General features: G+C 61.5%; 20 protein-coding genes. 14 read left to right on the forward strand and 6 right to left on the reverse strand.

The features are described 5' to 3' along the window. The first annotated feature begins 3 nt into the window (after nucleotides 1-3). From OPU96_RS24695 to OPU96_RS24710, 4 genes are read left to right on the forward strand one after another with little or no spacing between them, the layout of a single operon-like run. Nucleotides 4-924 carry a metal ABC transporter substrate-binding protein gene (locus OPU96_RS24695; RefSeq protein ID WP_192301221.1) on the forward strand — a complete coding sequence of 307 codons (921 nt, stop codon included), beginning with the start codon at nucleotides 4-6 and terminating at the stop codon, nucleotides 922-924. Continuing rightward, entirely contained in the window at nucleotides 921-1,667 is a 747-nt protein-coding gene (locus OPU96_RS24700; RefSeq protein WP_192301220.1) for a metal ABC transporter ATP-binding protein, read from the forward strand. Before OPU96_RS24695 ends, OPU96_RS24700 begins: the two co-directional genes overlap by 4 nt. Continuing rightward, the gene (locus OPU96_RS24705) at nucleotides 1,664-2,563 is read left to right on the forward strand and encodes a metal ABC transporter permease (protein ID WP_192301219.1); all 900 of its coding nucleotides are present in this window, start codon (nucleotides 1,664-1,666) and stop codon (nucleotides 2,561-2,563) included. The genes OPU96_RS24700 and OPU96_RS24705 overlap by 4 nt, the downstream gene beginning before the upstream one ends. Next, nucleotides 2,563-3,522, forward strand: a complete 960-nt coding sequence (locus tag OPU96_RS24710) for a metal ABC transporter substrate-binding protein (RefSeq protein ID WP_498559868.1) — start codon at nucleotides 2,563-2,565, stop codon at nucleotides 3,520-3,522. Before OPU96_RS24705 ends, OPU96_RS24710 begins: the two co-directional genes overlap by 1 nt. Nucleotides 3,523-3,540: 18 nt before the next feature. Here OPU96_RS24710 and OPU96_RS24715 read toward each other — a convergent pair whose 3' ends face one another. After that, a complete protein-coding gene (locus tag OPU96_RS24715) occupies nucleotides 3,541-4,254 on the reverse strand; it encodes a UTRA domain-containing protein (RefSeq protein WP_017734819.1) in 714 nt (237 codons plus the stop codon). 408 nt (nucleotides 4,255-4,662) lie between these two features. Between OPU96_RS24715 and OPU96_RS24720 the strand changes: the two genes are divergently transcribed. The 6 genes from OPU96_RS24720 to OPU96_RS24745 all read left to right on the forward strand — a co-directional run bounded on the left by OPU96_RS24720 (nucleotide 4,663) and on the right by OPU96_RS24745 (nucleotide 9,944). Further along, nucleotides 4,663-5,739 (forward strand): ABC transporter substrate-binding protein, encoded by a 1,077-nt coding sequence (locus OPU96_RS24720; RefSeq protein WP_226455497.1) that lies wholly within the window; start codon nucleotides 4,663-4,665, stop codon nucleotides 5,737-5,739. Between the two features lie 109 nt (nucleotides 5,740-5,848). Next, nucleotides 5,849-6,655 carry an alkaline phosphatase family protein gene (locus tag OPU96_RS24725; RefSeq protein ID WP_226455496.1) on the forward strand — a complete coding sequence of 269 codons (807 nt, stop codon included), beginning with the start codon at nucleotides 5,849-5,851 and terminating at the stop codon, nucleotides 6,653-6,655. Next, complete coding sequence (locus OPU96_RS24730; RefSeq protein ID WP_192301215.1) at nucleotides 6,652-7,488, forward strand: ABC transporter permease; 837 nt, start codon at nucleotides 6,652-6,654, stop codon at nucleotides 7,486-7,488. The genes OPU96_RS24725 and OPU96_RS24730 overlap by 4 nt, the downstream gene beginning before the upstream one ends. Next, nucleotides 7,475-8,275: an ABC transporter permease gene (locus tag OPU96_RS24735; protein WP_192301214.1), complete on the forward strand. Its 801-nt coding sequence runs from the start codon at nucleotides 7,475-7,477 to the stop codon at nucleotides 8,273-8,275. The genes OPU96_RS24730 and OPU96_RS24735 overlap by 14 nt, the downstream gene beginning before the upstream one ends. Then, nucleotides 8,272-9,261, forward strand: coding sequence for an ABC transporter ATP-binding protein (locus tag OPU96_RS24740; RefSeq protein ID WP_192301213.1), 990 nt, complete (start codon nucleotides 8,272-8,274; stop codon nucleotides 9,259-9,261). Before OPU96_RS24735 ends, OPU96_RS24740 begins: the two co-directional genes overlap by 4 nt. Nucleotides 9,262-9,290: 29 nt before the next feature. After that, on the forward strand, nucleotides 9,291-9,944 hold the full coding sequence (locus tag OPU96_RS24745; protein ID WP_226455495.1) for an HAD family hydrolase: 654 nt from the start codon (nucleotides 9,291-9,293) through the stop codon (nucleotides 9,942-9,944). A 144-nt stretch (nucleotides 9,945-10,088) separates the two neighbouring features. On the opposite strand, the gene OPU96_RS24750 is transcribed toward OPU96_RS24745, so the two are convergent. Beyond that, nucleotides 10,089-11,051 (reverse strand): zinc-binding dehydrogenase, encoded by a 963-nt coding sequence (locus OPU96_RS24750; protein WP_226455494.1) that lies wholly within the window; start codon nucleotides 11,049-11,051, stop codon nucleotides 10,089-10,091. Between the two features lie 138 nt (nucleotides 11,052-11,189). On the opposite strand from OPU96_RS24750, the gene OPU96_RS24755 reads away from it, so the two are divergent. Further along, a complete protein-coding gene (locus OPU96_RS24755; protein ID WP_226455493.1) occupies nucleotides 11,190-13,271 on the forward strand; it encodes a carboxy terminal-processing peptidase in 2,082 nt (693 codons plus the stop codon). Between the two features lie 118 nt (nucleotides 13,272-13,389). Continuing rightward, complete coding sequence (locus OPU96_RS24760) at nucleotides 13,390-15,159, forward strand: bifunctional diguanylate cyclase/phosphodiesterase (RefSeq protein ID WP_226455492.1); 1,770 nt, start codon at nucleotides 13,390-13,392, stop codon at nucleotides 15,157-15,159. Here the strand turns inward: OPU96_RS24760 and OPU96_RS24765 are convergent. The 4 genes from OPU96_RS24765 to bamJ form a co-directional block, all read right to left on the reverse strand. Further along, nucleotides 15,156-15,527 carry a hypothetical protein gene (locus OPU96_RS24765; protein ID WP_005786715.1) on the reverse strand — a complete coding sequence of 124 codons (372 nt, stop codon included), beginning with the start codon at nucleotides 15,525-15,527 and terminating at the stop codon, nucleotides 15,156-15,158. The two genes, OPU96_RS24760 and OPU96_RS24765, sit on opposite strands and share 4 nt — an antisense overlap. After that, on the reverse strand, nucleotides 15,524-15,862 hold the full coding sequence (locus OPU96_RS24770; RefSeq protein WP_192301208.1) for a helix-turn-helix domain-containing protein: 339 nt from the start codon (nucleotides 15,860-15,862) through the stop codon (nucleotides 15,524-15,526). The genes OPU96_RS24765 and OPU96_RS24770 overlap by 4 nt, the downstream gene beginning before the upstream one ends. A 95-nt stretch (nucleotides 15,863-15,957) precedes the next feature. Beyond that, on the reverse strand, nucleotides 15,958-16,413 hold the full coding sequence (locus tag OPU96_RS24775; RefSeq protein ID WP_226455491.1) for a YkvA family protein: 456 nt from the start codon (nucleotides 16,411-16,413) through the stop codon (nucleotides 15,958-15,960). Nucleotides 16,414-16,748: 335 nt separating this feature from the next. After that, the gene (bamJ, locus tag OPU96_RS24780) at nucleotides 16,749-17,489 is read right to left on the reverse strand and encodes a BamJ family beta-barrel-assembly machinery protein (RefSeq protein WP_192298880.1); all 741 of its coding nucleotides are present in this window, start codon (nucleotides 17,487-17,489) and stop codon (nucleotides 16,749-16,751) included. A 247-nt stretch (nucleotides 17,490-17,736) separates the two neighbouring features. Between bamJ and OPU96_RS24785 the strand changes: the two genes are divergently transcribed. Both OPU96_RS24785 and OPU96_RS24790 read left to right on the forward strand, forming a co-directional pair. Next, the gene (locus OPU96_RS24785; RefSeq protein WP_498559869.1) at nucleotides 17,737-19,545 is read left to right on the forward strand and encodes a di-heme-cytochrome C peroxidase; all 1,809 of its coding nucleotides are present in this window, start codon (nucleotides 17,737-17,739) and stop codon (nucleotides 19,543-19,545) included. After that, the gene (locus OPU96_RS24790; protein ID WP_498559870.1) at nucleotides 19,542-20,708 is read left to right on the forward strand and encodes a catalase family protein; all 1,167 of its coding nucleotides are present in this window, start codon (nucleotides 19,542-19,544) and stop codon (nucleotides 20,706-20,708) included. Before OPU96_RS24785 ends, OPU96_RS24790 begins: the two co-directional genes overlap by 4 nt. Nucleotides 20,709-20,716: the final 8 nt, after the last annotated feature.

A 20,716-nucleotide genomic window follows, 5' to 3' on the forward strand; every position in this document is an offset into this window, starting at 1 on the left:
CCCATGTCTATTTCATCCCCCCTGTTGCGCCTGTTGCTGGTTGGCCTGCTCAGCCTGATGCTCGCCCCGCTGGCGAATGCCGAAGCGGCCAAGCGCCTGCGCATCGGCATCACCCTGCACCCGTACTACAGCTATGTGAGCAATATCGTCGGCGACAAGGCCGAGGTCGTGCCGTTGATTCCCGCCGGTTTCAATCCCCATGCCTACGAGCCGCGCGCCGATGACATCAAGCGCATCGGCAGCCTCGACGTGATCGTGCTCAATGGCGTCGGCCATGATGATTTCGCCGACCGCATGATCGCCACCAGCGAGCGCCCGGACATCCCGGTGATCGAAGCCAACGCCAACGTGCCGCTGCTGGCCGCCACCGGCAATGCCGCACGCGGTGCGGGCAAGGTGGTCAACCCGCACACCTTCCTGTCGATCAGCGCGTCGATTGCCCAGGTCAACAACATTGCCCGCGAGCTGGGCAAGCTCGACCCGGACAACGCCAAGACCTACACCCAGAATGCCCGCGCCTATGGCAAGCGCCTGCGCCAGATGCGCGCCGACGCCCTGGCCAAACTGACCAGCGCGCCCAACCCGGACCTGCGCGTGGCCACCGTGCACGCGGCCTACGACTACTTGCTGCGCGAATTCGGCCTGGAAGTCACCGCCGTGGTCGAACCGGCCCACGGCATCGAGCCGAGCCCGAGCCAGTTGAAGAAAACCATTGATGAACTGCGCGCGCTGGACGTGAAGGTGATCTTCTCGGAGATGGATTTCCCGTCGACCTACGTCGAGACCATCCAGCGTGAGTCCGGGGTCAAGCTGTACCCGCTGTCGCATATTTCCTACGGCGAATACACGCCTGAAAAGTACGAAAAGGAAATGACCGGCAACCTCAACACCGTGGTGCGGGCGATCCAGGAGTCGGGAGCATGACGGCGGCGGAGCAACTGAAAGTCGCCAGCGTCGGCCCGACGATCGAGTTCGACAAAATCTGCCTGACCCTGGGCCGCACCACGATCCTCGACGGCGTGAGCTTCCAGGTAGAGCCGGGCAGCATCCACGCGCTGGTCGGCCCCAACGGCGGCGGCAAAAGCTCGCTGATCAAGACCTTGCTGGGGCAAACGCCGCACCAGGGGCAATTGCGCCTGCACTGGCCGACAGCCGTGGGTACCGTCGGCTACGTCCCCCAGGCACTGGAATTTGACCGCGGCTTGCCGATGACCGTAGATGACTTCATGGCTGCCATGTGCCAGCGCCGCCCGGCATTTCTTGGCCTGTCCACACACTACGCCAGCGCGATTGGCGATGCCCTGGAGCGCGTTGGCATGCAGGACAAGCGCAAGCGCCGTATGGGCGCGCTGTCCGGCGGTGAACGTCAGCGCGTGTTGCTGGCCCAGGGGCTGATCCCGGCGCCGCAATTGCTGGTGTTGGATGAGCCGATGTCGGCCCTCGATGAAGCCGGCATCCAGGTGTTCGAACGCCTGCTCAATGACTGGCGCCTGGCCGGGATCACCGTGCTGTGGATCGAGCACGACCTCGAAGCCGTCGGCCGCCTGGCCGACCGCGTCACCGGCCTGAACCGCCGCGTGCTGTTCGACGCCACGCCCAAAGAAGCACTGACCCCGGATCGCCTGCTGACCCTGTTCTCCACCCACCCTCGGAGCCCGGCGCAATGAGTTATGAAGCTTTTCGCTTGATGGTCCAGGGCTGGGCCTCTTCCGGGTACCTGCCGGAAGCGCTGGCCTATGGTTTTGTGGTCAACGCGCTGCTCGCCGGCCTGCTGATCGGGCCGGTACTCGGTGGTTTGGGCACGCTGGTGGTGGTCAAGCGCTTTGCGTTTTTTTCCGAAGCGGTCGGCCATGCCGCACTGACCGGCGTGGCCGTGGGCATCCTGCTCGGCGAACCCTACACCGGGCCGTATGGCGCGTTGTTTGGCTACTGCCTGCTGTTCGGCATCCTGCTCAACTACCTGCGCAACCGTACGGGCCTGGCGCCGGACACCCTGATCGGCGTGTTCCTCTCGGTGTCGCTGGCATTGGGCGCGAGCCTGCTGCTGATCCTGGCGGGCAAGATCAACGTGCACATCCTCGAAAACGTGCTGTTCGGCTCGGTGTTGACCGTCAACGGCAATGACCTGCTGGTGCTGGCGATTGTCGGCGCGCTGGTGATGGCCCTGGCGTTGCCGCTGTACAACCGCATCATGCTCGCCAGCTTCAACCCGCAATTGGCGGCGGTGCGTGGCGTGGCAGTAAAGACCCTGGATTATCTGTTCGTGATCCTGGTGACGCTGATCACCGTGGCGGCGGTCAAGGTGATCGGCGCGATCCTGGTCGGTGCGTTGCTGGTGATCCCGGCCGCAGCGGCACGCCTGTTGAGCCAGTCACTCAAGGGCTTCTTCTGGATCTCGGTGGTGATCGCCACGGTCAGCACCCTGTGCGGCATCCTGCTGCCGATCATCTTCGACCTGCCGATCCCGTCCGGTGCCGCGATCATCCTGATGGCCGGCATCGCCTTCGCCCTCGCCGCCATCGCACGCGGCACCGTGCCCAGCCTCAAAGGGAATCTAGGATAATGCGCCCCGTCTTTCGCCCACTGGCCTTGGCCATCGCTTGTTTGATCAGTACCTCGGCACTGGCTGTCGACGGTTTCGAGCCCAACGGTTTCAAAACCAACCACGGCCTCGGCCATGCCGCGCTCAGCAAGGCCACCTCGATAAAGCCGGTCAAGGTGCTGGCTTCGCTGCCGGTCACCTACGGCTTGGCCGAGGTCTTGCTCAAAGGCACCGACGTGCAACTCGAACGCGCCGCGCCAGCCAACCTACCGGGTTCGCGGCAGGTGTCCTACTTCACCGGCCGTGGCGCCCCGGCGCTGGGCAAGCTGGCCGCGGATGCCGACGCCGCCATCGGCCTGCGCTCGCTGTGGGCCGATGACCCGCTGTACCCGGTAGCGCGACGCAGCAACATCCGCATCGTCGAAATCGACGCCGCACGCCCGGTAGACGGCGGCCTGCCGGGCATCGCCGTGCAGCCCGGCGTGGCCGACGGCTTGAACAGCCAGCCATGGCAATCAAGCAACAACCTGGGGCGCATGGCCGACGTGCTGGCCGCCGACCTGAGCCGCCTGGCGCCGAGTGCCAAGCCAAAGATCGACGCCAACCTCGCCGCCCTCAAACAGCGCCTGCTCAAACTCACCGCCGACAGCGAAGCGCGGTTGGCCAAGGCAGACAACCTCAGCGTTGTCAGCCTGAGCGATCACTTTGCGTATCTGGTCAGCAGCTTGAACCTGGAAGTCATCAGCACCGATGCGCGGCCGGACGCCGAGTGGACGCCGCAGGCCTTGCAGAAACTCAGTGCCGAGCTCAAAGACAACGACGTGGCCGTGGTGCTGCATCACCGGCAGCCAAGCGAAGCGGTAAAAGCGGCGGTTGCCGCTGGCGGTTCGCAACTGCTGGTATTGAATGTGGATGGCGCAGACCCGGTGGCAGAGCTGGAAACCAATGTGGATCAGGTGCTCAAGGCACTCACACCCTAAATCCAACTGTGGCGAGGGTCACACCACATCCACGCCCACGTGGATCGCATCATGCCGCCAGAACTCCAGGTCACAATCGATCAACCGCTGGTGCTGGTCATAATTGACCCGGGCAATGCGCAAGCCGGGGCTGCCCACCGACACACGCAACGTCGCGGCAGCCTCCACCGGCAGTGACGTCGGCACGATTTCAAAGCGCACCCGCCCGTAGTGCAGGTCGTACTTGCGGGCATACAACTCGGTCATCGACTGATTCAAATCGCAGTCCAGAATCCCCGGGAAATACTGTGGGTTCAGGTAGTGCTCCACATACAGCACCAGGCGCCCGTCGATCCGCCGACCCCGGCAGATCTGGATCACACTCGACAACGCCGGCAACTGCAACCACGCACACACCGCTGCCGACGCCGGCTGCAAGCGCGCCGAGATCACTTCGGTGGACGCCACCCGCCCCTGGTCGCTGACCATCGCGTGAAAGTGGCTACGCTGCATCAGGTTGTAGGCCAGCCGTGGCGGCGAGACAAACCAGCCACGGCGTTCTTCGCGATAGATCTGGCCCTGGGCCTCCAGTTGTAACAAGGCTTCCCGCACCGTGATCCGGGTGGTACCAAACAACTCGCTGAGCTTGCGCTCGGCCGGGAGTTTGCTGGCGGGCGGCAACAGGCCGTGGTCGATCTGCTCTTGCAGCGCCAGGCCGATGGATGTCACCGCCTTGATTGCCTCATCACGCATCAACGTTACCTATCTGGACTAGACCAGCACCGTTCGGGTGCAGAAACCGCGCTGTATTTGGGCTGTTGCAGTTGCATGTCAGCCTAGGCATTGCAGATGACCGACAGATGACAGTCCGTGTCTGCCCCGCGCAGAACACCCTGCAATACATCGGCCAAGTCCAATCAATGCGGGCACCTGGGCATGGTCTACGCTCACTCTGAGCGCAGCGACATCAGCGATTTAAAAACGACATCGACATGAAACTGTCATCCACCGGGCCTAAATTGGCTCAGGTATTGCTGACCTAGACCAACTGGGGCGATTCATCACTGATTTCTTGGGACGCGCCCCAAGAAATCAGTGATGAATCGCCCCCCGCAATCGTTCATAAAAACGCAGCGTTGATAACGCCCAAAGGAGCTTCGGATGAAACAGCTTTTCCTGGCATCACTGTTAGGCTCGACCATTGCCATGTGCACCGCCGCCATGGCCGCTGATACCGATCTAAAAACCCTTGAAGCCGCCGCGAAAGCGGAAGGCGCCGTCAACAGCGTCGGCATGCCCGATGACTGGGCCAACTGGAAAGGCACCTGGGAAGACCTGGCCAAGACCTACGGCCTCAAGCACATCGACACCGACATGAGCTCGGCCCAGGAAATCGCCAAGTTCAAGGCAGAGAAAGACAACGCCAGCGCCGACATCGGCGACGTCGGCGCGGCCTTCGGCCCGATTGCAGTGAAGCAGGACGTGACCCAGCCGTACAAACCGTCCACCTGGGCGCAGGTGCCGGATTGGGCCAAGGACAAAGACGGTCACTGGGCCCTGGCCTACACCGGCACCATCGCGTTTATCGTCAACAAGAAGCTGCTGCACGGCTCTGAAGTGCCTACCAGCTGGGCTGACCTGCTGACCGGCAAGTACAAGGTTTCCATCGGTGACGTAAGCACTGCGGCCCAAGCGGCCAATGGCGTGCTGGCGGCGGCCATCGCCAACAAAGGCGACGAAAAGAACATCGCCCCAGGCCTGCAGTTCTTCACCAAGATTGCCCAGCAAGGTCGCCTTGGCCTGTCCAACCCGACCATCGCCACCATGGAAAAAGGCGAAGTCGAAGTGGGCGTGGTCTGGGACTTCAACGGCCTCAGCTACAAGGCCAAGATGGCCAACCCGGATGACTACGTGGTGCTGATCCCATCCGACGGTTCGGTGAAATCCGGCTACACCACCATCATCAACAAATACGCCAAGCACCCGAACGCCGCCAAGCTGACCCGCGAATACATCTTCAGCGATGCCGGCCAGCTCAACCTGGCGAAGGGCAATGCGCGCCCGATCCGCGCTGAAACCGACCTGAAACTGCCGGCCGAAATCGCCAAGAACCTGATCCCGGGCGAGCAGTACACCAAGGCCAACCCGCAACCGATCAAGGATGCCGACGCCTGGGAAGCGACTGCCAAGAAGCTGCCACAACTGTGGAACGAGCAAGTCATCGTAGAGATGAAATAACAGACCTGAAATGCGGTCGGTGTGGGAGCTGGCTTGCCTGCTCCCACAATTTGGTCCGGTTGTGTCAGAGAAATTGAGTCAAGCCTACTGTTGCGGAGCGCCTCCCCCCATGAAGCACAATGTCATCCTTGTCGTGCTCGACGGCCTCAACTTCGAGGTTGCAAGGCACGCCATGGGGCACTTGCAGGCCTATGTCGGCGCAGGACGCGCAGCCCTCTACAAGCTGGAATGTGAACTGCCCGCCCTGTCCCGCCCGCTGTATGAATGCATACTCACCGGCGTGCCTCCGATCCAGAGCGGCATCGTCCACAACAACGTCTCGCGCCTGTCCAACCAGCGCAGCATTTTCCATTACGCCACCGATGCCGGTCTGTCCACCGCAGCGGCGGCTTACCACTGGGTCAGCGAGTTGTATAACCGCACCCCCTTCCTCGCCGCCCGCGACCGTCATACCGACGACAAGGCACTGGCGATCCAGCACGGGCATTTCTACTGGCATGACCACTACCCAGACTCCCACCTGTTTGCCGACGCCGAAAGCCTGCGCCGCAAACACGCACCGAACTTCCTGGTGGTGCACCCGATGAACATCGACGACGCCGGCCACAAGCACGGCCTTGACACCCCGCAATACCGCAACAGCGCACGCTCGGCTGACATTATCCTGGCCGATTACCTGCAAGCCTGGCTCGACGCCGGCTACCAAGTGCTGGTGACCGCCGACCACGGCATGAACAACGATCGTTCCCACAACGGCCTGCTGGCGCAGGAACGCGAAGTGCCGCTGTTTGTCTTCGGCGATGCCTTCAGCCTGGACCCCAACGCCACGCCGAAACAGACCGACCTGTGCGGCACCGTCTGTGAACTGCTGGGCGCGCCCCACGACAAACCTGTCTGCCGGGAGCTGTTGAAATGACCCGAGGCAAATGGTTGGCGCTGCTGTGTCTGGTGCCCTTCGCACTGTTCTTTATCGTGTTCGAAATCGCCCCGCTGGTATGGGTGCTGATCAACAGCCTGCAAACCGAAGAGGCCGGCTGGGGCATGGAAAACTTCGTGCGCATCTTCAGCTCGAAGTTCTACCTGCAAGCCATCCAGTTCAGCCTGGAAATCAGCTTCTACTCCAGCATATTCGGCATCATCATCGCCACGCTGGGCAGCTACTCGTTACGCCGGGTGGATTCGCCGCTGCGCAATTTCGTCACCGCTTTCGCCAACATGACCAGCAACTTTGCCGGTGTGCCCTTGGCGTTCGCGTTCATCATTTTGCTCGGTTTCAACGGCAGCATTACGATCATGCTCAAGCAGGCGGGGATCATTCAGGACTTCAACCTGTACTCGAAGACCGGCTTGATCATCCTCTATACCTACTTCCAGATTCCCCTGGGCGTGTTGCTGCTGTACCCGGCCTTCGATGCATTGCGCGAAGACTGGCGTGAGTCGGCTGCACTGCTCGGCGCGAATGGCTGGCAGTTCTGGCGGCATATCGGCCTGCCGGTGCTCACTCCGGCCCTGCTCGGTACGTTCGTGATTCTGCTGGCCAACGCCCTGGGCGCCTATGCAACGGTGTATGCCTTGACCACCGGCAACTTCAACGTGCTGCCGATCCGTATTGCCGGGCTGGTGTCCGGCGACGTGTCCCTCGACCCGAACATGGCCAGCGCCCTGGCCGTGGTACTGGTGGCGCTGATGACCGTGGTCACGGTGGTCCATCAACTGCTGCTCAAGAGGAGCTACCATGTCTCGCGCTGAAGCCGGCCCGGCCTCCCTCTACCACCGTGTGGTGGTGTATGTGTTGTTTGCGATCCTGGTGCTGCCGCTGGTGGGCACCTTTGTCTACTCCATCGCCAGCAGTTGGTCGGCGACCATCCTGCCTGCCGGTTTTACCCTGAAGTGGTACGTGCAGTTATGGAGCGACCCGCGCTTTCTGATGGCGTTCGGGCAGTCGCTGCTGGTGTGCGTCGGCGCGCTGATCCTGTCGGTGGTGCTGATACTGCCGCTGCTGTTCGTGGTGCATTACCACTTCCCGAAACTCGATGCGCTAATGAACATCCTGATCCTGCTGCCCTTCGCGGTGCCGCCGGTGGTGTCGTCCGTGGGCCTGCTGCAACTCTACGGCTCCGGGCCGCTGGCGATGGTCGGCACACCGTGGATCCTGATCGGTTGCTACTTCACCGTCGCCCTGCCGTTCATGTACCGCGCGATCACCAACAACCTGCAAGCGATCAACCTGCGCGACCTGATGGACGCCTCCCAACTGCTCGGCGCCAGCACCTGGCAGGCGGCGATCCTGGTGGTGCTGCCGAACCTGCGCAAAGGCCTGATGGTGGCGCTGCTGCTGTCATTCTCGTTCCTGTTCGGCGAGTTCGTGTTCGCCAACATCCTCGTCGGCACCCGCTACGAAACGTTGCAGGTGTACCTGAACAACATGCGTAACAGCAGCGGCCACTTCACCAGTGCCGTCGTGATCTCCTATTTCTTCTTTGTGCTGGTGCTGACCTGGGCCGCCAATATCTTGAACAAGGACAAAAGCCAATGAGCTTCGTCAGCGTCCAACACCTGCAAAAAGGCTACGCCGGCACCCCGGTATTCAGTGACATCAACTGCGAGATCGCCAAGGGTGAGTTCGTCACCCTGCTCGGCCCGTCCGGTTGCGGCAAGTCCACGCTGCTGCGCTGCATCGCCGGGCTGACGCCGGTGGACAGTGGCAAAATCCTGCTGGATGACCAGGACATCGTCCCGCTGAGCCCGCAGAAACGAAACATCGGCATGGTGTTCCAGAGCTATGCGCTGTTTCCCAACATGACCGTGGAACAGAACGTCGCCTTTGGCCTGCGCATGCAGAAGGTCAACGCCGACGACAGCCACAAGCGCGTGCAGGAAGTGCTGCAACTGGTGGAACTCAAGGACCTCGCCGGCCGCTACCCGCACCAGATGTCCGGCGGCCAGTGCCAGCGCGTGGCCCTCGCCCGCTCCCTGGTGACCCGCCCGCGCCTGCTGTTGCTGGATGAGCCGTTGTCGGCGCTGGATGCGCGGATTCGCAAGCACCTGCGCGAACAGATCCGCCAGATCCAGCGCGAACTGGGCCTGACCACGATCTTCGTGACCCATGACCAGGAAGAAGCCCTGACCATGTCCGACCGCATCTTCCTGATGAATCAGGGCAAGATCGTCCAGAGCGGCGACGCCGAGACCCTCTACACCGCGCCGGTCGACGTATTCGCCGCCGGGTTCATCGGCAACTACAACCTGCTGGATGCCGACAAGGCGACCCAACTGCTGCAACGTCCGATCAACAGCCGCATCGCCATTCGCCCCGAGGCCATCGAGTTGAGCCGCAGCGGCGAACTCGACGCCCTGGTACGCAGCCACAGCCTGCTGGGCAATGTGATCCGCTATCGCATCGAGGCGCGCGGCGTGGAACTGGTGGTGGACGTGCTCAACCGCTCGGCCGACGATCTGCATCCGGACGGCCAGCGCCTGGCACTTTCCATCGACCCAAGCGCCCTGTGTGAAGTAGCCTGACGCAACGATTTACTGAGAGAGCACGACCGATGGCATTGGTAATTTTTGATCTGGACGACACCTTGATCCACGGCGACTGCGCCACCCTGTGGAGCGAGCAGATGGGCCGCCTGGGCTGGGTCGACCCGGCGTCGTTCATGCGCAAGAACAACGAACTGATGGACGCCTACAGCCAGGGCGAGCTGAAGATGGAAGACTACATGGACTTCAGCCTGGAGCCGATGATTGGCCGCACACCGGCGGAAATCGAGCACCTGGTAGAGCCGTGGGTCGAGGACGTGATCGAGCCGCTGATCTACAGCGACGCCACCAGGGCCATCGCCCGTCACCGCGCAAATGGCGACCGGATTCTGGTGATCTCCGCGTCGGGCACCCATCTGGTCCAGCCTATTGCAGCGCGGATCGGCATTGATGAAGTGCTGGGTATTGAACTGGAGGTCAGTCATGGCGTGTACAGCGGGCGAACCGTGGGCGTACTGACTTACCGCGAGGGCAAGATCACGCGTTTGCTGGAGTGGCTGGAGCAGGAGGGCGAGACGTTGGAGGGGGCGTATTTCTACTCGGATTCGCGTAATGATCTACCGTTGCTGTTGAAAGTGGATCATCCGCAAGTAGTGAACCCCGATCCAGTATTGCGCGCCCATGCGGAACAAGCTGGCTGGCCCATCCACCACTGGATCTGATCACACCCTGCCGAATTGAAAATCCAATCAACTGTGGGAGCTGGCTTGCCTGCGATAGCGGTATATCAGTGAAGAATTCTTCATCTGACACACCGCTATCGCAGGCAAGCCAGCTCCCACATTGGTTGCATTCCAAGTTAAAGATCAGGCCAGCGTCTCATCGATCACCAACACCAGCTTCCCGGAAATCTGGTTGGTCGCCAGCTCGGCAAACGCCGCCTCGGCATCCTTGATCGGGAACGTCTTGGCCAACTGCGGGCTCAGGCGCCCCTCGACAAACAACGGCCATACATGTTGGCTCAGGTCGCTGAACAGGCCAGCCTTGAACTGATCACTGCGACTACGCAGGGTCGAACCCAGCAACTGGATGCGCTTGCCAAGCACCTGGGCCAGGTCCAGCTTGGCCTCGCGACCGCCCATCAGGCCGATCAACACCCAGCGACCATCCAGGGCCAACAGCTTGAGGTCAAGGGCTGCATAGTCGCCGCCCACCGGGTCGAGAATCACATCGAACGGCCCGAAATCCCGCAGCCCTTCTATCCCATCCGTACGTACCACGCCGCCTTGGGCACCCAGAGCTTCGCAGTACGCCAGGCGCTCGGCCGAGCCCACGCTGACCCAGCACGGGCTGCCAAATGCCTTGCACAGCTGGATCGCCGCGGAGCCCACGCCACTGGCGCCTGCGTGCAGCAAGACTTTTTCACCGGGCTTGAGGCCCGCCAACTGGAACAGATTCAGCCACGCCGTGCTGTACACCTCAGGCAACGCTGCCGCCTCGATCAGCGACAGCCCCTCCGGCACCGGCAATACATGGCGCGCATCCACCACCACTTCTTCGGCCATGCCACCCCCGGCCAACAGCGCGCAGACGCGGTCACCGACCTGCCAGGACGAGCCCGCCCCCACTTCACTGATCACCCCGGAACACTCCAGGCCCAGCACTGCACTGGCACCCGGAGGGGGCGGATAAAGCCCCGCACGCTGTAATAAATCGGCGCGATTCAGGCCCGCTGCCGACACACGAATGCGAACTTGGCCTACATCGCAGGTAGGACTGGGTTCTTCCAACCACTCCACGTGACCGTCAACGCCTTGCAATGCTTTCACAGTGCCTCCATAGTGAGTCTGGACTGAGCCCGTAGCAGTAGCGCCGGGCTTTTTGCATTATGCGACCGGACCATATGGAACCGGCTCCCTCAAAGACGGCCTAATATGCGTTATCAATTGCCCCCGCGTCGAATCAGCATGAAGCATTTGTTCCCAAGCACCGCCCTCGCTCTTTTCATTGGTCTCGGCTTCGCGTCGATGTCGACCAATACGTTCGCAGCCAACAGCTGGGACAACCTTCAGCCGGATCGCGATGAGGTGATTGCCAGCCTTAACGTCGTCGAGTTGCTCAAGCGCCATCACTACAGCAAGCCGCCGCTCGACGACGCTCGCTCGGTGATCATCTATGACAGCTACCTCAAGCTGCTGGATCCGTCGCGCAGCTACTTCCTGGCCAGCGACATCGCTGAGTTCGACAAGTGGAAGACGCAGTTCGACGACTTCCTCAAGAGCGGCGACCTGCAGCCCGGCTTCACCATCTACAAGCGTTATCTGGACCGCGTCAAAGCGCGTCTGGACTTCGCCTTGGCTGAGCTGAACAAAGGCACCGACAAGCTCGACTTCACCGAGAAGGAAACCCTTCTGGTGGACCGCAAGGACGCCCCTTGGCTCAAGACCACCGCAGAACTGGATGACCTGTGGCGCAAACGCGTCAAGGACGAAGTGCTGCGCCTGAAGATCGCCGGCAAAGACCCCAAGGCGATCCAGGAACTGCTGACCAAGCGCTACAAGAACCAGCTGGCGCGCCTGGACCAGACCCGTGCCGAAGACATCTTCCAGGCCTACATCAACACCTTCGCGATGTCCTACGACCCGCACACCAATTATCTGTCGCCAGATAACGCGGAAAATTTCGACATCAATATGAGTCTGTCCCTGGAAGGCATCGGTGCCGTCCTGCAAAGCGACAACGACCAGGTGAAGATCGTGCGCCTGGTGCCGGCAGGCCCGGCGGACAAGACCAAGCAGGTCGCCCCGGCCGACAAGATCATCGGCGTGGCCCAGGCCGACAAAGAGATGGTCGACGTGGTCGGCTGGCGCCTGGACGAAGTGGTCAAGCTGATCCGTGGGCCGAAAGGCAGCGTGGTGCGCCTTGAAGTGATTCCACACACCAATGCGCCAAACGACCAGACCAGCAAGATCGTGTCCATCACCCGTGAAGCGGTGAAGCTCGAAGACCAGGCCGTGCAGAAGAAAGTCCTCAACCTCAAGCAGGATGGCAAGGACTACAAACTGGGCGTGATTGAGATCCCGGCGTTCTACCTGGACTTCAAGGCGTTCCGTGCTGGCGATCCGGACTACAAGAGCACCACTCGCGACGTTAAGAAAATCCTGACAGAGTTGCAGAAGGAAAAAGTCGACGGCGTGGTCATCGACCTGCGCAACAACGGCGGCGGTTCCCTGCAGGAGGCCACCGAGCTGACCAGCCTGTTCATCGACAAGGGCCCGACCGTGTTGGTACGCAACGCTGACGGCCGTGTCGACGTGCTCGAAGACGAGAACCCGGGCGCCTTCTACAAAGGCCCGATGGCGTTGCTGGTCAACCGCCTCTCGGCCTCGGCCTCAGAGATTTTCGCCGGCGCCATGCAGGACTACCACCGCGCGCTGATCATCGGCGGCCAGACCTTCGGCAAAGGCACCGTGCAGACCATCCAGCCGCTGAACCATGGCGAGCTGAAGCTGACGCTGGCCAAGTTCTACCGGGTTTCCGGGCAGAGCACCCAGCATCAGGGCGTACTGCCGGACATCGATTTCCCGTCGATCATCGACACTAAGGAAATCGGCGAAAGCGCCCTGCCGGAAGCCATGCCGTGGGATACCATCCGCCCTGCGATCAAGCCAGCGTCCGACCCGTTCAAGCCATTCCTGGTGCAGTTGAAGGCTGACCACGACACCCGCTCCGCCAAGGATGCCGAGTTCGTGTTCATCCGCGACAAGCTGGCCCTGGCCAAAAAGTTGATGGAAGAAAAATCCGTCAGCCTCAACGAAGTCGACCGCCGCAAGCAGCATGCCGACATCGAGAATCAGCAACTGGTGCTGGAAAACGTCCGCCGCAAGGCCAAAGGCGAAGACCCGCTCAAAGAGCTGAAGAAAGAAGATGAAGATGCGCTGCCGGCCGAGGCGGAAAAAACCAAGCCGGAAGACGACGCCTACCTGGCCGAGACTGGCCGGATCCTGCTGGACTACCTGAAGATCAGCAAGCAGGTGGCCAAGCAGTAAATGATGGCAATTTAATGTGATGGCGACCCGAGCTGTCATCATATAGACATCATTCTGTCGTGAAATGAAGGACCGTCGGCTCACCGCCCGCGGTCCTTTTTTTTCGATCGAGATCGCCATGACCATGACCGAACAGCTGAATGCATTGGGCTCAATCCTGGCTCAAGGCAGTTTGCACAGCCTGTTCCAACCGATCATCTGCCTGTCCGAACGACGCATCCTCGGCTATGAGGCCCTTAGCCGTGGCCCCTCCAACAGCCCGCTGCACTCCCCTGTCGCGCTGTTCTCGGTGGCCAGCCAGGCGGGGCGTCTGAGCGAATTGGAAATGGCCTGCCGCGAAAGCGCGTGCCGGCGCTTCAGCGAACAGAAACTGCCGGGCAAGCTGTTCCTCAATATCTCCCCGGAGTCCTTGATGGAGACGGCGCACCAACCCGGGCGCACCCTGCAATTGCTGCGCGACTATGGCATCCCACCGAGCCAGGTGGTGATCGAGCTCACCGAACAGACCCCCACCGACGATTTCGACCTGCTGCAAACCGCATTGCATCACTACCGCAACATGGGGTTCTCGATTGCCCTGGACGACCTCGGCGCCGGCTATTCCAGCCTGCGCTTGTGGTCGGAGTTGCGTCCGGATTACGTGAAGATCGACCGGCACTTTATCGACGGCATCCATCAGGATGCGCTCAAGCGCGAGTTTGTCGGCTCGATCCTGCAAATCGCCAAGGCCTCCCGCGCCCAGGTGATCGCCGAGGGCATCGAGTTGCCGGAAGAGCTGGCGGTGCTGACGGAGATGGGCGTGGACCTGGTGCAGGGCTATCTGCTCTGTCGTCCCCAGGAAAATCCACCGCAGGAACCACGCCAAATGCTGCCCAGGCCCGACAGCGCCAACGTGGCCCTGAGCGACGAAGGCAGCGACCTCAGCGCCCTGCTCAACGAACAACCTGCCGTGGACCAGGACACCGCCACCGCCCAGGTGCTTGAGGCATTTCGCCGCCAGGCCAACCTCAACTCCCTGGCGGTGCTTGATGGCCGCGGGCATCCGGTGGGTATCGTGCACCGGCATTCGCTGTCGGATGCGCTGCTCAAGCCGTTCGCCACCGACCTGTTTGCGCGCAAGCCCATCAGCCGCTTGATGAGCAGCGACTTTCTCGCGGTGGAGTTGAGCCAGTCGCTGCAACAGGTCAGCCGCCTGCTGACCAGCCGTGCACGGCAGCGTATCGAAGAAGATTTCATCATTACGCTCAACGGCGATTACCTGGGGCTGGGCCGCGTGATCGACGTACTCAAGCTGATCACCGAGCTGAAAATCCAACAGGCACGCTACGCCAACCCGCTGACGTTGCTACCCGGCAACGTACCGATTCAGCAATGCCTGACGCGGTTGTTGCAACAACAACGGGAGTCGGTGATCTGTTACGTGGATATCGACAGCTTCAAGCCGTTCAACGACATCTACGGCTATGGGCGTGGCGATGAAGTGTTGCTGTGCCTGGCCCAGTGCCTGAACGACCGGGTCGACGCCAGCCGCGACTTTGTCGGGCATATCGGCGGAGATGATTTCTTGCTGGTACTGGGGCCGCAGGATTGGCGCAAGCGGCTCAACCAACTGCTGGATGACTTCCACACCCAGTGCAGGCGCTTCTACCGTGCCGAGCACCTCGAGGCTGGCTGCTTCGTGGCGTTGAACCGCCAGGGCGTACGTCAGGAGTTCGCGTTACTGTCGCTGTCCATCGGCGTGGTGCATTTATATCCACAGGCCTGTGGACAACTCGATGCCAGCCAATTGGCGGAGTTGGCGTCGCAAGCCAAGCACCATGCCAAGGACGTGGCCGGCTACAGCATCCATGTGATCGACAGCATGGACGCGCTGCCCCAGGCGCTTTAGGCCTCGGCAGATTCCGGGTATTCGTACTCGAATACCCGTACCACTTCCGAGGCATGCCAGGATGCCGCGGCCACGCCATCGGACGGCCCGCTGAAACGCCCCAGGCGCTCCACACATTCAAAGAAGCCGGTACGCGGCAGGCGGCTCGCACCCTGGCTGATCACCAGGGAACTGCGCAACGGCTGCTCGGCCTTGGCGTCCAGCGCTGCCAGGTGTTCTAGGGCGGCGGCCAGGGTTTGCATGGCCGGCGTGGGGAATTGCAGGCGCTCCAGCAGCGCGCGGTACGTCAGCAGATGGCGCTGGCGGCGCGCCTGGTCCAGTTCGTTGAGTAACCCATCCCAATGTTGACGGCTGATACGTAGGCTCAAGATTCATCCCTCCAACCTGCAACGCCCAATTCCCAGGCCAGGCTGCGGCGGATCGCGGCATCCGGCTGGCGTTCACCACTTTCGATCAATCCAAGATACGACGGGCTGATGCCCACGGTACGGGCCAGGGCCTCGATTGCCAGGCCCTTGGCTTCGCGCAAGCCGCGCAGGTCTGCGAGCGGGCGCAGATCCGGGACGGCGGCTTGGGCAGTAGAAACGGGGGGAGGTGTAGCGGGTTGTTGCTGACCGGCAGCTTTCAGCAGCGCCTGGTATTGATCCCAAGGCAACACCGCGTATTCGGGTTCGCCATTGCGTGAAATTATCTGAATATCCATGACTGCCCCGTAGGATAACAACACTTACTAAGTAAGCTCTTTCCCTAGGAGTGTAATCCTAACAGCCACAAAGGTCGCAGAGGATAGCCGTATCGTCAGTTTTTTTGCGGGTTTTCCTTGGCCAGCAGTGCCGGCGTCGCAGGGAGCCGCTCAACCACCGCGAGCTTTTCAGGACGCTGTGCCTCACGCCAGGCACGAAAAGCGCTCAGCTCGTCGTCCAGGGTCTTCATGAGCCATGCCAGCACGGCGATGTCATCGAGCATGCCGAACAACGGGATAAAGTCCGGGATCGCATCGATCGGACTGAGAAAGTACATCAGCCCCGCCACCACCGAGACCAGTGCCTTGGGGCTGATCGCCCGATACTCGCCACGCCAGTACGCCAGGCACAGGGCCTGAAGCAATTTGAGATCATCCTTGAGCTTACCCAGGCGGTTGCCCTGGCTGGAGCCCTTGGCAGCGACCGCGAAGAGCAGCGTAGGCAAACGGCCACGGCCGAGCAAACGCGCCGCCATGGGCAGGAAACGGGTGAAATTGAAGGGTGGTTTCATTCGTCACTCCAGTTCCAGGCGAACACAAATGTTATCCACACAAATTGTGGATAACCTTGTGAACAGAGCCGGTTTTGCTGGCTGAAAGCCACGGTTTACAAGGCTTGCAGTCAGATCGGGCGTTTTTTGCGCACTTGAAAAAAACCCAATATTTCATTGACTTGGCGTTGCTGTGCGGCTAGCCGTGTTCGAGTGTTATATCAGACTGTCACCCGTCACAGACGTTCGCTTGAATCGCATGTAGTGAGCGGGCTTGCCCCCCAGCGCGGGGCAAGCCCGCTCACTACAAACGACAACGCCCCGTCGAGACGGGGCGTTGTGTGTTCAGGCGCCGATTACTTCTTGGCGGCGGGTGCAGCAGGTGCCTCAGGGGCTTCAGCCTTGGCTGGGTCCTTGATGGCCAACAGTTCCAGGTCGAATACTAGCACGGAGTTGGCTGGAATCGCCGGGCTCGGGCTCTGGTCGCCGTAGGCCAATGCGGAAGGAATGAACAGCTCGACCTTCTCGCCTACGTGCATCAGTTGCAGGCCTTCGACCCAACCCGGAATCACACCGCTGACCGGCAGGTCAATCGGGCTACCGCGATCCACGGAGCTGTCAAAGGTGGTGCCGTTGGTGAGCTTGCCGGTGTAGTGCACAGTCACCACGTCGGTCGGCTTGGGCTGGGCGCCGTCGGCTTTCTTGATGATCTTGTACTGCAGGCCGGAAGCCGTGGTCACGACGCCGTCTTTCTTGGCGTTGTCTTCGAGGAATTTCTTGCCGGCGGCTGCCGACTCTTCGCTCATTTTAGTCATGCGTTCTTCAGCACGCTTTTGCAGGGCGGCAAACGCTTCAACCAGTTCGTCGTCTTTGAGCTTCTGCTCTTTCTTGCCGACGGCATCTTCAATGCCTTGGGCTACTGCTTTGGAATCCAGGTCATCCATGCCTTCTTGGGCAAGGCTTTTGCCCATGTTCAGGCCGATGCCGTAGGAAGCTTTCTGCGCCGGGGTTTTCAGCTCTACGCTGGTCTGCGAATCACAACCCGCAAGTACCAGGCTAACCAGGGCCACCGCCGCCGCCAACCGATGCTGTTTCATGCTATTTCCTTGTTCATGCGCCTAAAGGGCATTCGAATAAAGTCGCGAGCTTATCAGGCGGCCACGACCAATGGCTACCGGCATGTGAGCCGAAAACTTCTGATAAGTTCACGTGTTTAAAAGCATTTTCATTCATGATGGAGGCCCGCGATGGATCGCGGGACCACCTCAAACGAGGCTCATGGCCACTTGCCGCACCTGTGGCGTAGTGGCATAACAGCGCTACCACTCGACAAGGATAGTTATCTTGCGCATTTTTTCCCGCGTTTTACTCCTGATCCTCGCGGCTCTGGGGCTGATCCTGGCCGTGGTGCTCTATTACGTCGTCAATCCCAAGCTGCCGGACTACGTGCCCGTGCAGCAGGTGCACTACGGGGACCAATGGAGTGCCGCCGACCGCCAGACCTATTACTTCACGCCCCAGGGCACCCAGGTAAAAGGCCTGCACTACGACTGGTTCACCGCCCTGGAACTGCCGTTCTCCGAGCAGCGCTTTGCCACGCCGGAATACCTGGCGCGCTTCGGTTTCCTGGTCGACCCCAAGCAAGTGCCCAGCGCTCAAAACCCCGGCAACCTGCCCGTGGGTTTCGCCCGGCACAAGAACGCCGACAACACCGCCGAATACCTGGACATCACCTGCGCCGCCTGCCACACCGGCGAGCTGCATTTCAAAGGCCAGGCCCTGCGCATCGACGGCGGTTCGGCCCAGCATGTGCTGCCTTCCAGCGTACCGACCCTGCGCGGCGGCAGCTTTGGCCAGGCCCTTGTCGCCAGCCTTGCCGCCACCTACTACAACCCGTGGAAGTTCGAACGCTTTGCCCGCCAGGTGCTGGGGAATCGCTACGACGCCGAACACAGCCAACTGCGCCAGGACTTCAAACAGTCGCTGAACACCTTCCTCAAAGTCGCCTGGAATGACACCCATCGCGGCCTCTACCCCACCGAAGAAGGCCCCGGCCGTACCGACGCATTTGGCCGTATCGCCAATGCCAGCTTCGGCGACGCGATTTCCCCAGAGAACTATCGCATCGCCAATGCACCAGTGGACTACCCGCAGCTGTGGGACATCTGGACTTTCGACTGGGTGCAATGGAACGGCTCGGCCCAGCAGCCCATGGCACGCAACATCGGCGAAGCCCTCGGCGTCGGCGCCACCCTGACCCTCTTCGACAACGCCGGCCAACCCCTGCAAGGCGCTGCGCGTTACCCCTCCAGCGTGCGCGTGCGCGACCTCAACAGGATCGAAGAAACCCTGCAACGCCTCAAGCCACCGACCTGGCCCGAGGACCTGTTCGGTGCCGTGGACAAACCCCTCGCCGCCAGAGGCCGCGCGCTGTTCGCCGAAAACTGCGCCGGCTGCCACGTACCCAGCGTCACCCAGGAAAACGGCCGCCCGGTGCAACAGCTGAAAATGCTGCCGGTGGACTACATCGGCACCGACCCTGGCACCGCCAATAACATCGCCGACCAACGCTACGACCTCAGCGCCCTGCAATGGGACCCGGCCGAGCTGGCCCAACTGAATGTGCAACTGCACCCCACGCCGACCGAACCCCTGGACCTGAAGAAGATGTCCGTGGCCAAGGGCCTGGCCTACGTCACCGCATTCGTCGAAGAGCACGCCTACCGCGCCGCCGGCGTGACCCCGGCCGAGCGTCCGCGCCTGGACGGCTACGGCCTGCCCATCGGCGTGCGTGAGTTGCGCGCCTACAAGGCGCGACCACTGGCCGGTGTGTGGGCCACGCCACCGTTCCTGCACAACGGCTCGGTGCCGACAATCTACCAGTTGCTCTCGCCCCAGGACGAACGCAGCACCACCTTCTATAAAGGCACCTTCGCCTACGACCCGCGTCACCTGGGCTTCGAAACCACCGCGTTCAAGAACGCGTTCCTGTTCGATACCAAAATCACCGGCAACCACAACAGCGGCCACGAATTCCGTGCAGGCCAGCGTGGCAATGGCGTCATCGGCCGCGGCTTGCTGCCGCAGGAACGCTGGGCGCTGCTGGAATACCTCAAAGTGCTGGGCGGCCCGCTGGAGCAACAACTGCCATGATTATCCGTTCTCGATACGACCAACCCTCCCTGCTCGCCCGCCTCTGGCTACGCATCGGCGCGTTTCTCGGCAAGACCCTACTGTGGCTGGTGGGCCTTGGCCTGCTGGGATGGCTGGCCTCCAGCGCCTGGTTCGCCTGGCAACACAGCGGCCCGGTGTCGCCGCAGGAGCAGATCCCGGCGGGTGAAGCCGCCATGACCCAAGGCATTATCCAGACTGCGGTGCGCATCGTTGACCAGCACCGCGAAGGCACGCGCTACCTGCGTGACGCCCATGCCAAGGCCCATGGTTGCGTGAAGGCCGAAGTCAGTGTACTCGCCGACCTCGACCCGGCGTTGCGCCAGGGCGTGTTTGCCCAACCGGGCAAGACCTGGCAGGCGATGATGCGGCTGTCCAACGGCAACGCGTACCCGCAGTTCGACAGCATCCGCGATGCACGCGGCATGGCGATCAAGCTGCTGGATGTACCGGGCAAGCAGCTGTTGGCCGACCAGCAAAGCCGCACCGAGCAGGACTTCGTGATGTTCAGTCACCCGAACTTTTTCGTCAGCGATGTGGCCGAGTACGCACAGAACATCGGCGCCCAGGCTGACGGCAAAAAGGTGCTGGCGTTCTTCCCCAAGGCCGACCCGCGCAGCTGGCAGGTACGCCATCTGTTTATCGCCCTGGCAACCCTGGCCCCCGCACCGGCGAGCCCGACGCAGACCACATACTTTTCCGTATCGCCCTACAAGTTCGGCGCGGCCAACGCCAAATTCCGTGTTGCGCCCGACCCGCAAAGCTGCCCGCAATACCAGTTGCCGAAGCAGAACCAGGACCTGCCGAACTTCCTGCGCAGTGCGTTGAACCAGCAGTTGTCGACCGACCGCGTAGCAGCGTGTTTCGTGTTGCAGATCCAGCGGCAGAACCCGCAGAAATTCATGCCGATCGAAGACACCAGCATCGAGTGGAAGGAAAGCGATGCGCCTTACGAAACCGTGGCGAAAGTGACGATCCCGGCGCAGGACTTCGACACCCCGGCATTGAACCTGGCGTGCGACAACCAGTCATTCAACCCATGGTTCGGCGTCGCCGAACACCGCCCCATCGGCGGCATCAACCGCTTGCGCAAAGCGGTGTACGAAGCGGTCAGCGACTACCGTCACAGCCGTAACGCCCCGTAAAGAGTGCG

This window comes from Pseudomonas sp. RP-B7, assembly GCF_059803535.1.

What these genes read in the sequence shown, in the direction of transcription:
- OPU96_RS24735 (WP_192301214.1), top strand. Translation starts at nt 7,475, where the DNA reads ATGTCTCGCGCTGAAGCCGGCCCGGCCTCCCTCTACCACCGTGTGGTG.
- OPU96_RS24700 (WP_192301220.1), top strand. Translation starts at nt 921, where the DNA reads ATGACGGCGGCGGAGCAACTGAAAGTCGCCAGCGTCGGCCCGACGATC.
- OPU96_RS24775 (WP_226455491.1), bottom strand. Translation starts at nt 16,413, where the DNA reads ATGAAACCACCCTTCAATTTCACCCGTTTCCTGCCCATGGCGGCGCGT.
- OPU96_RS24770 (WP_192301208.1), bottom strand. Translation starts at nt 15,862, where the DNA reads ATGGATATTCAGATAATTTCACGCAATGGCGAACCCGAATACGCGGTG.
- OPU96_RS24695 (WP_192301221.1), top strand. Translation starts at nt 4, where the DNA reads ATGTCTATTTCATCCCCCCTGTTGCGCCTGTTGCTGGTTGGCCTGCTC.
- bamJ (WP_192298880.1), bottom strand. Translation starts at nt 17,489, where the DNA reads ATGAAACAGCATCGGTTGGCGGCGGCGGTGGCCCTGGTTAGCCTGGTA.
- OPU96_RS24705 (WP_192301219.1), top strand. Translation starts at nt 1,664, where the DNA reads ATGAGTTATGAAGCTTTTCGCTTGATGGTCCAGGGCTGGGCCTCTTCC.
- OPU96_RS24715 (WP_017734819.1), bottom strand. Translation starts at nt 4,254, where the DNA reads ATGCGTGATGAGGCAATCAAGGCGGTGACATCCATCGGCCTGGCGCTG.
- OPU96_RS24730 (WP_192301215.1), top strand. Translation starts at nt 6,652, where the DNA reads ATGACCCGAGGCAAATGGTTGGCGCTGCTGTGTCTGGTGCCCTTCGCA.
- OPU96_RS24745 (WP_226455495.1), top strand. Translation starts at nt 9,291, where the DNA reads ATGGCATTGGTAATTTTTGATCTGGACGACACCTTGATCCACGGCGAC.
- OPU96_RS24740 (WP_192301213.1), top strand. Translation starts at nt 8,272, where the DNA reads ATGAGCTTCGTCAGCGTCCAACACCTGCAAAAAGGCTACGCCGGCACC.
- OPU96_RS24760 (WP_226455492.1), top strand. Translation starts at nt 13,390, where the DNA reads ATGACCATGACCGAACAGCTGAATGCATTGGGCTCAATCCTGGCTCAA.
- OPU96_RS24755 (WP_226455493.1), top strand. Translation starts at nt 11,190, where the DNA reads ATGAAGCATTTGTTCCCAAGCACCGCCCTCGCTCTTTTCATTGGTCTC.
- OPU96_RS24790 (WP_498559870.1), top strand. Translation starts at nt 19,542, where the DNA reads ATGATTATCCGTTCTCGATACGACCAACCCTCCCTGCTCGCCCGCCTC.
- OPU96_RS24710 (WP_498559868.1), top strand. Translation starts at nt 2,563, where the DNA reads ATGCGCCCCGTCTTTCGCCCACTGGCCTTGGCCATCGCTTGTTTGATC.
- OPU96_RS24720 (WP_226455497.1), top strand. Translation starts at nt 4,663, where the DNA reads ATGAAACAGCTTTTCCTGGCATCACTGTTAGGCTCGACCATTGCCATG.
- OPU96_RS24725 (WP_226455496.1), top strand. Translation starts at nt 5,849, where the DNA reads ATGAAGCACAATGTCATCCTTGTCGTGCTCGACGGCCTCAACTTCGAG.